Below are 12,903 nucleotides of genomic sequence, written 5' to 3' on the forward strand. Positions count from 1 at the left end.
ACTAGTCTTGGTCGGCGCCAAGTTCGCCGACGAACTTCTCGAAGTCCCGAGCCTCGTGGAAATTCCGATACACAGACGCAAAGCGCACATACCCAACCGGATCAAGCTGCGCCAAACGATCCATCACCAACTCGCCGATGGCTTTGCTGGGAACTTCGGTTTCACCATGAGACTCAAGCTGTCGCTGAATTGAACTGGCAATCTGCTCTACCCGCTCCACCTCAACCGGGCGTTTCTGAAGGGCAATTCGCATCGACCGCACGAGTTTCTCACGGTCGAAGGGTTCGCGTTTCCCACTCCCCTTGACCACCGTGAGTTCCCGGATCTGCACGCGCTCGAAGGTCGTGAAACGCGCCGCGCAGTTAGAACACTGACGACGGCGTCGGATGGAGGAATGATCCTCCGTCGGACGCGAATCCTTCACCTGCGTATCTTCGTTCCCGCAGAAAGGGCACCTCATGTCCGACCTCCCCTCAGTTCACCGGCCCCAAGTCACCGACCCCAAGTCACCGGCATTCCTTCGCCGACAGACGACTCCACTGCCGATCCGAGTCTATCCTTACCTCAGATCGCTACATCTTGGTAGATGGGGAAACGATCACACAAGTCCTTGACCTCTTTCCGAACTGCCTGCTCGGTGGTGCTGTTGTCCTCTGGATTGACAGCCAGACCATCCAGAACCCGCGTGATCAGCTGCGCCACCTGTTTGAATTCCGCGGCCTCGAAACCACGGGTGGTTGCGGCTGGTGTCCCAAGGCGAATGCCCGAAGTGACGGTCGGTTTCTCCGGATCGAAGGGAATGCCATTCTTGTTACAGGTGATGCCCGCCCGGTCGAGGCTCTTCTCGGCTATATTGCCTGTCAGCTTCTTCGGGCGCAGATCGACAAGCATGAGGTGTGTATCCGTACCGCCGGAAACGATATCGAAACCACCCTCGAGCATGCCGTTCGCCAGCACTTTGGCGTTTTCGACCACCTGCTTGGCATAGGCCTTGAAGCTTGGCTTGAGACACTCACCCAACCCGGCTGCCTTGCCGGCTATAGCATGCATCAAGGGTCCACCCTGCAAGCCAGGAAAAGCCGCAGAGTTGATCTTCTTCCCCAAATCCTCGTCGTTGGAAAGGATCATGCCGCCACGCGAACAACGCAGTGTTTTATGTGTGGTCGTCGTTACAACATGGGCATGCGGTAAGGGGCTGGGATGCACGCCGCCCGCAACAAGCCCCGCGAAATGAGCCATATCGACCTGAAAGTAAGCGCCGACTGTATCCGCAATCTTGCGAAAACGTTCGAAATCAAGGAACCGTGGATAGGCCGACCCGCCTGCAATGATCAGCTTGGGGCGCTGTTCCTTGGCTACGCGCTCAAGATCATCGTAGTCGATCAGACCATCTTCCTGGCGAACGCCATACTGAACAGCCTCGAACCACTTGCCTGACAAGTTGGGCGGCGCTCCGTGCGTCAGGTGGCCGCCAGCAGAAAGCGACAGCCCCATGATCTTGTCGCCTGGGCTGCAGAGCGCCAGTAGAACGCATTGGTTCGCCTGCGCGCCGGAATGCGGCTGTACGTTGGCAAAGGTGCAATCAAACAGCGCCTTGGCGCGGTCGATCGCCAATTGTTCAGCTACGTCGACATACTCGCAACCGCCATAGTAACGGCGACCGGGATAGCCTTCGGCATATTTGTTGGTCAGGACCGAGCCCTGAGCCTCCAGCACTGCTCGGGACACGATGTTCTCCGACGCAATTAGCTCGATTTGGTCCTGCTGGCGACGGAGTTCTCCGCGAATAGCATCTGCCAGAGCGGGGTCGCTCTCATTCAAATGGGCGCTGAAGAAACCTTCTTCCTTGATCTTCGCGGCGGTCGATTGACTCATAATGTGTTTCCTCTCCTCTTCCCCGGCGGCCGATCGGAAACCGGGAACCCTCAAAAATGTTACCTTAGGAGTGCTATCGAAGCAGGCCTCAAAGGCCCAGTTTTTCCACTCGGCGGGCGTGACGCCCACCTTCGAATTCCGTGCAAAGGAACGCTCGCAGCGTCTCAGAGGCGACCGACGCGCCGATAATTCTGGAACCGAGAACGAGCACATTCGCGTCATTGTGCTGGCGCGCAAGGCGTGCGGTCGTTACATCGTGGCACACAGCGGCCCGTACCGCGGGGTTACGGTTGGCCGCGATCGAAATGCCGATCCCCGTTCCGCAGACCAATAATCCTTGTCCCGCTTTCCCTTCCGCAATCGCGTTTGCAAGTGCTATGCCAAAGTCTGGATAGTCCACCGAATCACCGTTGTGGGTTCCAAGATCGAGAACCGCATAGCCATCGGCTTCAAGTTCGCTTTTCAATGCTTCCTTGAGATCGAACCCCGCATGGTCCGAAGCAACGGCGATAACTTTAGCGTTCATCCGGTGGTAACCCCTTCACTGACAGCAACCGAGAAATTTTGGCGGAACCTATCACGCTGACTCGCGGCATGAAAGAAGCCATAAGAACGCAGAGTCAACCGCCCCGCCAGCGTCAATAAAAACCGTATTTGCGCCCTCCAACCGTCGGACCAATAGCCGATCATTTTGGCCGCTATTGAGATTCAGCCCCTCGACTAGATGAATGCACCGACTATTATGAGCGACGAACGACGGCCCAGGCAACAAATGCCAAAACCCTGATGTGCGTACCAACACAACGCCCGGAGATATTTCATGAGTTCGGTCCAATCCGCACCTAAAACCGTTCCAAACGTTGATAAACCTAGTTTTGTTTGGGATGACCCCTTTCGTTTGGATGATCAACTCAGCGAAGAGGAACGGATGATCCAGGAGGCGGCCCGAGCTTACTGCCAGGATAAACTGATGCCGCGCGTCTTGAAAGCAAACCGCGACGAGAGTTTCGACCGTTCCATTATGAACGAGATGGGGGAGCTTGGTTTTCTAGGCCCCACAATTCCTGATCAGTATGGCGGCGCCGGCGTCAACCATGTGGCCTACGGCCTCATCGCGCGGGAAGTCGAGCGGGTCGATAGCGGCTATCGCTCGGCGATGTCCGTCCAGTCCAGCCTCGTCATGCACCCAATTCATGCCTACGGCAATGAAGAGCAGCGCCAGAAGTATTTACCCCGTCTGGCGAGCGGTGAGATTGTCGGCTGCTTCGGCTTGACGGAACCGGATTCGGGATCGGACCCGGCCAGCATGAAAACCCGCGCCAGGAAAGTGGATGGCGGCTGGCAGCTCAAGGGCGCCAAGATGTGGATCACGAATTCACCCATCGCCGATGTTTGCGTGGTATGGGCCAAGGCTGAACCGGAAGGCGATATCCGGGGCTTTATCCTGGAACGTGGGATGAAGGGACTCACGACCCCCAAGATCGAGGGCAAGTTTTCGCTGCGTGCGTCCGTTACCGGCGAAATCGCCATGGATGACGTCTTCGTTCCCGATGAGAACCTTCTACCCAATGTGAAGGGTTTGAAGGGACCGTTTGGGTGTCTTAACAAAGCACGCTATGGAATTGCCTGGGGTGCGCTGGGCGCCGCCGAGTTCTGTTGGCACGCCGCACGCAGTTACACGCTGGATCGCAAACAGTTCGGACGCCCGCTCGCGCAGAACCAACTCATCCAGAAAAAGCTGGCCGACATGATGACCGAGATTGCTCTGGGTTTGCAGGGCTCGCTGCGCGTAGGCCGCCTGCTGGATGACGGCCAGGCTACACCGGAGATGATCTCGCTGATCAAGCGCAATTCCTGCGGCAAATCGCTGGAGATTGCACGAAATGCGCGTGACATGCACGGCGGCAACGGTGTCTCCGACGAGTACCATGTCATCCGTCACGTCATGAATTTGGAAGCGGTCAACACCTATGAAGGGACCCATGACGTCCACGCGTTAATCCTGGGGCGCGCGCAAACCGGCCTGAACGCGTTCTTCTAGGCATCTGGCCGAGGTAGCGGCGGATGAAGATCACGGGGATCAAGCAATCGCGGCATCGTTTGCCGCTTGACCCGCCCTTTGTTCCTTCGTGGGATACGCGGCCGCGGCACCATTTCGATTTGGACCTCGTCCGAGTTGAAACCGATGAGGGGCTTTGCGGATTCGGAGCGGGTGATTCCATGGCAGGCTTTGCCGGTCATGAAGATCTTTTCATCGGCCAGGATCCAATGAATCTGGATCGTCATGCACGCGTGATCGAGAATATCTCGTTTCACCATGGGCGTTGCTGGCCCCTTGATATTGCGCTTTGGGACCTTGCCGGGAAGATACTTGGTCAACCCGTATGGCGGTTATTGGGTGGCCACAGCAACAAAGTTCGGGTTTATGCGTCCTCCGGGTCCCTCAGAAGCCCCGATGAACTGGTTGAGCTCGCTCTCTCGGTACGGGACGCGGGCATGGAGGCAATGAAAGTGCGGTTTCATCGGCCGCACTGGCGCGAGGATATAGCAATCCTGGAGAAGTTGCGGACCGCTATCGGCGATAGATTGGAGTTGATGGTCGATTGCAATCAGGGTTGGAGGATGCCCTGGGACACCGCGCAGCCCTGGACTCTTAAGGAAGCAACCACCGTTGCTCGGGAATTGGAAAAACTTGCGGTCTACTGGATGGAAGAGCCTTTGCACCGAGGTGATTACCGAGGCATGCAGCAACTACGCGCGCAGACTGATATTCGTATCGCAGGCGCCGAAATGACCCGCGAACTGCATGAAATCCGACACCTTATCGAAGCGCGTTGTCTCGATGTGTTACAGCCCGACGCGGCTGTCACCGGCGGCCTATCGGGACTGTCGAGGATTGCCCGTATGGCAGTCGATTCAGGGTTAGATTTCACGCCGCACACCTGGGGGCACGGGATTGGGCTGATGGCCAATGCCCATCTAGCGGCCGGTGTTGCGGGGTCGGCTTTCCTTGAGCTTCCGCACGACCCCCCGGTCTGGACTGCCGAGCGGCGAGACTTCGGCCTGACGGTTCCGATCAAGCCCAATAAGGAGGGTTGGATCGAGTTGACAGATAATCCCGGACTTGGCCTCGAACTCGACGAAAACCTGTTGGCCAATACGCGCGTCAATTGAAGCGGAGGAACTATGCCGTCAACTGAAATTCTACTGGCCTTCCTTCTGGCAACCGCCGTTTTTGCGTACATGCCGGGCCCAGCGATGCTTTATGCAACGGCTCAAACGCTGGCACGCGGGAAACAGGCTGGCTGGATGGCGGCATTGGGAATTCACGTTGGCGGTTATGTTCATGTTCTTTCCGCTACCCTCGGACTAGCCGCCCTTTTCGAGACCGTTCCACTGCTCTACGCCCTCATGAAGATCATAGGGTCGGGTTATCTAATCTGGCTTGGCGCCCGGCTCATACTCAATCGAAGCGGCACAGCCACCGAATCTCTACATGTTTCCAAGCACTCCGGCGTCCAGGCCTTTCGGCAAAGTGTGGCAGTTGAGGTGCTCAACCCCAAGACTGCCCTCTTTTACCTAGCGTTTCTGCCGCAGTTTACCGCTACCGATGCACTGTTGCCGCTTTGGGCGCAGTTGTTCGTGTTAGGCACAATCGTCAATTTTGTATTCTCTAGCGCGGATGTGCTCTGCGTGCTTCTTGCTGCGCGCCTATCCGATCTAATCCGTAACAGACCGGCGCGCGGGAGGGTCATCCGCCGCGCAGGCGGCGGCATACTGATAGCACTGGGACTGAATCTGGCGCTTGATCGACAGTGAACAACGCGGTGAACAAACACCCTTACGGTCAGATACTCGGTTAGCGTCGGGCCAATTGGCCCTGGTAGTGAGGCGGCCGCTTTTACGGTCGTCGAGAAGAGGAGAATTGGCCATGCTGAATTTCATCGCCGTCCTTCTGATTTGCCAACTTGTCGGTGAGGTCCTGCACAAAGCCAGCGGCCTTCCTCTGCCCGGCCCTGTGATTGGCATGGTTCTGTTATTCTTTGGCTTGCTGGTTCGGGGCAGCGTGCCTGATGACCTTAGCCGCTTAACAAAAGGGTTGCTTGATCATCTGTCCTTGCTGTTTGTCCCCGCCGGTGTCGGTGTCGTTGTTCATCTGAGCCTGGTACGCGAGGAATGGCTCAGCCTCTCTGCGGCTCTGATCTTCAGCACGGTCTTTACCATCGGTGCCACAGGGTTGCTGCTTTCCTGGCTCTTCAGAATTTCGAAGAAAGACCCCACTGGCCCCGAGCTAAAGGATTAGCCCGATGCAGCAGGAAGTATTTTTCGAACTCTGGGTATATCTGTCACAGGAACCGTTGCTCGGTTTAACGGTGACCCTAGTTGCCTATCTTCTCGGAGATTGGCTGCATAGAAAATCCGGGCGGAGTCCTCTGGTCAATCCGGTCTTGATCGCCGTGATCGTGCTGGTCGGCATGCTTTGGGTCACGCAAACCGAGTACGAGGCCTATTTCAAGGGCGCTCAATTCGTACACTTCCTCCTCGGGCCGGCGACCGTGGCCCTTGCCGTGCCACTCTACCGCAATCTTCAGCGCATGAAGGAAGTGGCACTTCCGCTAGGACTCTGCCTGATCTTCGGCTCTCTGACCGCTAGCATTAGCGCGGTGGCCGTAGCGTGGTTACTCGGCGTCAGCGAGCAAACTCTGTTGTCCCTGGCGCCGAAGTCGGTGACCACACCCGTCGCAATGGGCGTCACCGAACAACTGGGCGGTTTGCCTTCACTGACGGCAGTTCTGGTGATTATAACTGGAATCCTTGGCGCGACTTTTGGCACCTGGACGTTGAATGCTTTGAAGGTTCGGGATTGGCGCGCAAGAGGCTTCGCTGTGGGTGTCGCCTCTCACGGAATTGGAACGGCACGAGCTTTTCAGCTGAATGAGGTCGCTGGCGCCTATTCGAGCTTGGCTCTCGGCCTCAACGCTTTGGCGACAGCGATCCTCGTGCCCCTGTTGTTCAGGCTGCTGTAAAGATTCGGCGCTGTTCCTGCGGCACTCCGACCAGACCGTCCGCCGCCCAAAAACGTTGGAGCAACGCCAATCCTTTGGAGCTTTGATCGAGCGCTTCTTCCGCTCTTGGATCGCGGGCAAGAAGTTTCGCTTGCTCCGCGAAGAGGTGCGCCAAGCGGTTTGATATCTCAACACCCTTCTCCGACGCCCGCACAAAAATGGAACGGCGGTCGTGGGGACAGCGGCGCTGCAAAAGATATTCGTTCTCGACCAACTTCTTCACGTTGTACGACACATTCGAGCCCTGGTAGTAACCGCGCTGCATCAACTCGCCAACGCTCAGTTCCATAGAGCCCAGATTGAACAGGATGAGCGCCTGAACGCTATTCAGATCGCGCACGTCGATCCGCTCCAGTTCGGCCTTTACCACTTCCTGCACCTGACGATGGAGTCTCTCCACCAAGGCGATCGTTTCTACATAAGATTCCGTCACGGCCCGCATCTCCTCGTTGCGCCTAAGAGGGCATTGCCTCTGCTTGTCGTAAAATTTTAGGCAAACAGGCGTTAACGACGGCTTAACGCGCGGAAAAAAGACCGACAGCCGCAAAACAGGCCGCCGCCAGCTATCTTAGAAGGAGTGCGTTGGGTTACTTCTCGCCGCTTATCATCTTGATAATAGCTGAGTAATCCAACTCGCCGTTCCCTGCATTAACGAACATCGAGAATAGCGCGGCGGCTTCTGCACCCAAAGGTGTTGCCACTCCGGCCTCGCTCGCGGCCTGTTGCGAAAGCCTAAGATCCTTCAGCATCATCGCCGCCGCAAAGCCAGGCTTGAAATCTCGGTTTGCCGCCGAGGTTTCGACAATTCCAGGAACGGGCAGGTGGTTCAGCATGGCCCAACAGGAACCGGAGGATTTCGAGGAAATGGCGAAAAGTTTGTCCGGATCCAACCCTAGGGTTTGGCCGAGAGTAAAGGCCTCGGATACCGCCAGCATCGAGATACCCAGGATCATGTTGTTGCAGACCTTGGCAACCTGCCCATTTCCAGCGCCGCCCGCATGAACCACATTGCGTCCCATGATCTCGAACAGAGGTTTACCTAGTTCGAAGGCCTCGTCGCTACCCCCCACCATAAATGTCAAAGTGCCGGCCTCGGCCCCTGCGACGCCGCCCGAAACCGGCGCATCAAGCATTTTCATGCCTGCGGCCTGCGCAGCTTCGTGGACCGTCCGTGCGGAGCCAACGTCAATGGTGGAGGAGTCGATAAGGAGCGTTCCCTTGCCGGCGGCGGCGATGACCCCATCATCTCCGCAGTATACCTCACGCACGTGCCGTCCGGCGGGCAGCATGGTAACCACCGCGTCGGCGCCCGACACGGCCGCCGAAATCGAGCTTTCCACGCCCACGCCTCTCTTTGCTGCGGCCTCCAGATTTGAAGCCATCAAATCGAAGCCTCTTACTTCGTGACCGGCCGCAACGAGATTGGCGGCCATAGGCCCCCCCATGTTGCCTAGACCGATAAATGCTATGCGCATGGCGTCGTCTCCCTAACGGCTCTTATTGATTCGTCATTTAATTCTTGCGGCGACAAGCCTCAAGCGAAGGCCAAGTCGCGCGCGCCCAATGAGGTAAAGCTCGCCTCTATTTCTGCCGCCTCGACATCTTCCAATCGATCTGGCTTCCAGCGCGGCGCATGGTCCTTCTCCACCAAAACAGCTCGGATTCCCTCGTAAAAATCACCGTCCCTCATCATGGCTTGGCTCAACCGGTACTCCATGATCATACAGTCATCGAACGATAACGCCGCGCCGCGACGGAGCTGTTCAAAGGCCAACATTACCGAGAAAGGCGAGCGTTTGCGCAAGGTATCCAGCGTCTCGCGAGCCCAGTCGCCCGGCATCTCCGAGAGCCGCTGCAATATGGCGAAGACATCGTCCCCACCGAACGCACTGTTGATCGAGGCCATCGCAGAGGCGATAGGGGCTTCGCCAGGGTCGGTACGAAACCCTCCAATAATGTTGCTTGCGACCCGCTTGGCATCGCCCCCTTCATAGTCACCAGAGGCCAAGGATTCGAGCAGGCCGGAGAGCGTCTCGCTGTCGCAATGATCCGTCGCAATACCCAGAAAGCAGCAATCCGCGGCTTTCAGGCGTGCCCCGGTCAAGGCTAGGTAGAGGCCCGATTTGCCTGGCAATCGCGGCAGGAAATATGAGCCACCCACGTCAGGGAACAACCCGATCGCGGTTTCCGGCATGGCAAACAGAGTGCGCGCGCCAACGACCCTGTGACTGCAGTGAATCGATACGCCAACGCCGCCCCCCATGGTGATGCCGTCGATCAGGGCAACGATCGGTTTAGGGTAGTGGTGGATCAGATGATTGAGCTGGTACTCTTCCCGGAAGAAATCGGCGGTCAGGCCCTGGCCGACCTCACCTCGCTTGCCCGCTTCCCAGACTGCACGGACATCGCCACCGGCGCAAAAGGCTTTCTCGCCCGCACCTTCAATCGCGACAACCGCAAGCGACGAATCCTGCCGCCACTCCCTAAGCTGACGATCAAACTCTCGGATCATTCCCAGGGTCAGAGAATTGAGCGCTTTGGGTCGATTCAGAGTGATCACACCCAGCGCACCGCTGCGCCGGAACAAAATCTCAGCTTCGTCAGTCATTCGGTTCGGATCCTTCCATTTTCTATTGCAGTCTGTGTCGTTGAATAATTCCACAACCTGTCATGACACGCGACGATCCGTCACTCCTCCGTCAAGAGCCGACGCGCGATGATGAGGCGCATGATTTCGTTCGTTCCCTCGAGAATCTGATGTACCCGAAGGTCCCTGAGGTATCTTTCGATCGGGTACTCCTTGATGTAGCCGTAGCCGCCATGAAGCTGCAAGGCTTCGTTGCACACTCGAAAGCCCACATCGGTGGCCATGCGCTTGGCCATTGCGCAAAGCTTCGTGGCCTCAGTACTCCCGGCATCCAAGGCGGCAGCCGACCGGTGCAATAGAAGCCGCGCAGCCTCAAGCTCCGTTGCCATATCCGCCAGCTTAAACTGCAAGGCCTGGAAATCAGCCAGCGGGCGGCCAAACTGTTTGCGGTCCTTCACATGTGCAAGAGCGGCTTCCAGGCAGGCTCTAGCGCCCCCCAACGAGCAAGCCCCGATGTTCAATCGCCCACCATCGAGGCCCTTCATGGCAATCTTAAAGCCCTCGCCTTCTTCACCAAGGCGATGAGACTGCGGTACTAATGCATTCTCGAATATCACCTGACGCGTCGGCTGACTATTCCAACCCAGCTTGCGTTCCTTCTTGCCGAACGACAGTCCCGCCGTATCTTTCTCCACGACGAGAGTCGAAATACCCTTGGAACCCGCTTCGCCGGTGCGACACATTACCACGTAGATGTCGCTGCTTCCCGCTCCGGAAATGAATGCCTTGCTACCATCCAGTTGATAGTCGCTGCCTTTCGCTCCGGCCGTGGTGCGCAAGGAACCCGCATCCGAACCCGCATCCGGCTCCGTCAGGCAGTAACTGGCGAAATGTTCCATGCTCGTCAGTTTGGGTAGAAAACGATGGCGTTGTTCGTCATTGCCAAAGCGGTCAATCATCCAGGACGCCATGTTATGGATTGAGAGATAAGCGGCCGTTGACGGACAGGCCGCCGCCAACTCTTCAAAGATTATGGCAGCATCCAACCGCGTAAGGCCCGAGCCGCCAACATCCTCGCCAACGTATATTCCACCGAACCCGAGCGCAGCAGCCTGGCGCAAAACCTCAATCGGAAAGGTTTCGTTCTCATCCCAAGACGCGGCGTGCGGCAACATCTCGTTTTGAGCAAAATCACGCGCCACGGCCTGAAAGGCGTGCTGTTCTTCGGTCCATTCGAAATCCATAAACGTCTCACCCCTCTATTGCCGTTCTTAGATTGATAATGCCCTGGTTTGATCTGTCAAATAAGCGTGACCTGCCAGCCCTGCGCCTTTGCGCCCTCTTGTTCACTTATTTACTAAATGATACGTTTATTTCATCTATACGATCAGTTGCAAGATCGTGACTCTTTACCGTTCATACGAGACTATGAGGATACAATGGCTGACAAGTATGACGTAGCTATCGGCAAGCGTTTGCGACAACTGCGTACAGACCGAGGATTGACGCAAACACAACTAGGCGAGCTTCTTGATGTCAGTTTTCAACAAATTCAGAAGTACGAGAAAGGTACCAATCGGATCGGCAGCGGACGCCTTTGGGTTATCAGCCGGCTCATCAAGTCGCCCATTGGATACTTCTTCGAGGATTTGGACGAGCCCGGTTCCGAGAGCGAGGCCGAGCCGGTCGGTGACGGCAGGTTGTCTCGTGATTCCGTGCTGTTGGCCCGCTCTTTGAACGAACTGCCGGATGGTGAAATCAAGGTACAGTTGACCAAATTGGTAAAGGCGATCTCTCGCTGCCAAACACAGCTTGAAGATTGAGTTAGGCATACTTTTCGGAAAAGCCTGTTGACAAAAAGGCTAAAAATCTTTTCCCTCTGACCATTGCGGCGCCGATTTGAAGCACAGCTTGCGGGCGCCTAATAAATGCGGCTAAAGCGTGGGCAAGCTTCCTACGAGGAATAAAGGAACCGCCCAGCAGCTTTGGCCGTGGCGGTTCATTTGTTTTCGGAAGGAAGCCACGGCGATGACAAACAAATACATTAATCCTGAAACCCTTGCACTTCATGCGGGATACCGCGCTGATCCCGAAACCGGATCGGTCGCCGTGCCCATTTATCAAACGACATCCTACCAGTTCGAACACACCGAACGGGCGGCCAATCTGTTTGCTTTGAAAGAGCTCGGCAATATCTACACGCGGATCATGAATCCGACCGTGGACGTATTGGAAAAGCGGGTAGCAGCGTTGGACGGCGGTGTAGCGGCCCTGGCTGTTTCCTCCGGTCAAGCGGCCTCGGCAATCTCGATCCAGAACATCGCCAAGGCGGGCGACAACATTGTCTCCTCCACTGACCTCTATGGCGGCACCTGGAACTTGTTTGCCAATACCTTGCCGAACTACGGCATAGAAGTCCGCTTCGTCGACCCGAAAGACCCAGAAAGCTTCCGCCGGGCCGCGGACAAGCGCACCCGCGCTTTCTATGCGGAAACGCTACCCAACCCCAAACTGACGGTTTTCCCGATTGCGGAGGTGGCGCAGATTGGCGAGGAGTTGGGTATTCCCCTGATTGTTGACAACACGGCAGCTCCGCTCTTGTGCAAACCCATCGAACATGGCGCGCACATCGTCGTTTATTCCGCGACCAAATACATCGGCGGCCACGGAACCTCAATCGGCGGCCTCATCGTCGACAGCGGTAAGTTCGACTGGATCAAGCATGCCGATCGGTTCCCCGCCCTCAATCAACCGGACCCCAGCTACCATGGCGCCGTATGGACGGAGGCCGTGAAGCCGCTTGGGCCCATCGCCTATATCATCAAGGCACGCGTGACCCTGCAGCGGGATCTCGGCGCAGCGCTAAGCCCGTTCAATGCCTTCCAGTTCATCCAGGGATTGGAAACCCTACCGTTGCGCATTCGCGAGCACAGCCGCAACGCCAAAGCCGTGGCGGATTATCTCGAGAAGCATCCGTTGGTAACGAAGGTGATTTATCCCACCACGCACAGCGATGCCGAGCAGATACGCCGGGCGCAAACCTATCTGAAAGGCGGCTTTGGCGGCCTCGTCGGATTTGAGGTCAAGGGTGGTGCCGAAGCCGGGCGGCGCTTCATTGACTCGCTACAGCTCTTCTATCACGTCGCCAACCTCGGCGATGCCAGGAGCCTAGCGATCCATCCGGCGACTACGACCCACTCGCAGCTTTCAGCAGATGAGCAGAAGGCCAGCGGTGTAACGCCGGGTTATGTCCGTTTGTCGGTCGGCATCGAGCATATCGACGATATCCTTGCCGATCTTGATCAGGCGCTGGAAGCCGCCAAGTTGGACAGCAAGGCCGCCTGACACAGACTGATGCCTTTAAAGGGGCGAGGC

Annotated in this window: 14 protein-coding genes; 7 read left to right on the forward strand and 7 right to left on the reverse strand. The window is 56.9% G+C overall.

Annotated features, from left to right (window positions below):
* Position 1 precedes the first annotated feature (1 nt).
* The 3 genes from nrdR to rpiB form a co-directional block, all read right to left on the reverse strand.
* Complete coding sequence (gene nrdR / locus ABIE63_RS06910; protein WP_183416563.1) at positions 2-460, reverse strand: transcriptional regulator NrdR; 459 nt, start codon at positions 458-460, stop codon at positions 2-4.
* A gap of 104 nt (positions 461-564) precedes the next feature.
* Entirely contained in the window at positions 565-1,875 is a 1,311-nt protein-coding gene (gene glyA / locus ABIE63_RS06915; protein WP_183416562.1) for a serine hydroxymethyltransferase, read from the reverse strand.
* An 88-nt stretch (positions 1,876-1,963) separates the two neighbouring features.
* The gene (rpiB, locus tag ABIE63_RS06920; protein ID WP_183416561.1) at positions 1,964-2,401 is read right to left on the reverse strand and encodes a ribose 5-phosphate isomerase B; all 438 of its coding nucleotides are present in this window, start codon (positions 2,399-2,401) and stop codon (positions 1,964-1,966) included.
* 294 nt (positions 2,402-2,695) lie between these two features.
* On the opposite strand from rpiB, the gene ABIE63_RS06925 reads away from it, so the two are divergent.
* The 5 genes from ABIE63_RS06925 to ABIE63_RS06945 all read left to right on the forward strand — a co-directional run bounded on the left by ABIE63_RS06925 (position 2,696) and on the right by ABIE63_RS06945 (position 6,902).
* Positions 2,696-3,916, forward strand: a complete 1,221-nt coding sequence (locus tag ABIE63_RS06925; protein WP_183416560.1) for an acyl-CoA dehydrogenase — start codon at positions 2,696-2,698, stop codon at positions 3,914-3,916.
* Positions 3,917-3,939: 23 nt separating this feature from the next.
* A complete protein-coding gene (locus tag ABIE63_RS06930; RefSeq protein ID WP_354503732.1) occupies positions 3,940-5,049 on the forward strand; it encodes a mandelate racemase/muconate lactonizing enzyme family protein in 1,110 nt (369 codons plus the stop codon).
* 12 nt (positions 5,050-5,061) lie between these two features.
* A complete protein-coding gene (locus ABIE63_RS06935; protein WP_354503734.1) occupies positions 5,062-5,694 on the forward strand; it encodes a LysE family translocator in 633 nt (210 codons plus the stop codon).
* Between the two features lie 112 nt (positions 5,695-5,806).
* On the forward strand, positions 5,807-6,178 hold the full coding sequence (locus ABIE63_RS06940) for a CidA/LrgA family protein (protein ID WP_183416557.1): 372 nt from the start codon (positions 5,807-5,809) through the stop codon (positions 6,176-6,178).
* Between the two features lie 4 nt (positions 6,179-6,182).
* The gene (locus ABIE63_RS06945) at positions 6,183-6,902 is read left to right on the forward strand and encodes an LrgB family protein (RefSeq protein WP_183416556.1); all 720 of its coding nucleotides are present in this window, start codon (positions 6,183-6,185) and stop codon (positions 6,900-6,902) included.
* On the opposite strand, the gene ABIE63_RS06950 is transcribed toward ABIE63_RS06945, so the two are convergent.
* The 4 genes from ABIE63_RS06950 to ABIE63_RS06965 all read right to left on the reverse strand — a co-directional run bounded on the left by ABIE63_RS06950 (position 6,889) and on the right by ABIE63_RS06965 (position 10,772).
* The gene (locus ABIE63_RS06950; protein WP_281369942.1) at positions 6,889-7,383 is read right to left on the reverse strand and encodes a MarR family transcriptional regulator; all 495 of its coding nucleotides are present in this window, start codon (positions 7,381-7,383) and stop codon (positions 6,889-6,891) included. The genes ABIE63_RS06945 and ABIE63_RS06950 overlap by 14 nt on opposite strands.
* A gap of 145 nt (positions 7,384-7,528) precedes the next feature.
* A complete protein-coding gene (gene mmsB / locus ABIE63_RS06955; protein WP_183416554.1) occupies positions 7,529-8,416 on the reverse strand; it encodes a 3-hydroxyisobutyrate dehydrogenase in 888 nt (295 codons plus the stop codon).
* Positions 8,417-8,475: 59 nt separating this feature from the next.
* The gene (locus ABIE63_RS06960) at positions 8,476-9,549 is read right to left on the reverse strand and encodes an enoyl-CoA hydratase/isomerase family protein (protein WP_354503735.1); all 1,074 of its coding nucleotides are present in this window, start codon (positions 9,547-9,549) and stop codon (positions 8,476-8,478) included.
* An 80-nt stretch (positions 9,550-9,629) separates the two neighbouring features.
* A complete protein-coding gene (locus ABIE63_RS06965; protein WP_354503736.1) occupies positions 9,630-10,772 on the reverse strand; it encodes an isobutyryl-CoA dehydrogenase in 1,143 nt (380 codons plus the stop codon).
* 195 nt (positions 10,773-10,967) lie between these two features.
* Here ABIE63_RS06965 and ABIE63_RS06970 point away from each other — a divergent pair, with 195 nt between their 5' ends.
* Positions 10,968-11,351: a helix-turn-helix transcriptional regulator gene (locus ABIE63_RS06970; RefSeq protein WP_354503738.1), complete on the forward strand. Its 384-nt coding sequence runs from the start codon at positions 10,968-10,970 to the stop codon at positions 11,349-11,351.
* Positions 11,352-11,556: 205 nt separating this feature from the next.
* Positions 11,557-12,873 (forward strand): PLP-dependent transferase, encoded by a 1,317-nt coding sequence (locus ABIE63_RS06975; RefSeq protein WP_354503740.1) that lies wholly within the window; start codon positions 11,557-11,559, stop codon positions 12,871-12,873.
* Positions 12,874-12,903 lie beyond the last annotated feature (30 nt).

It is taken from the genome of Limibacillus sp. MBR-115, assembly GCF_040549425.1.
GTDB lineage: Bacteria > Pseudomonadota > Alphaproteobacteria > Kiloniellales > CECT-8803 > Limibacillus > Limibacillus halophilus.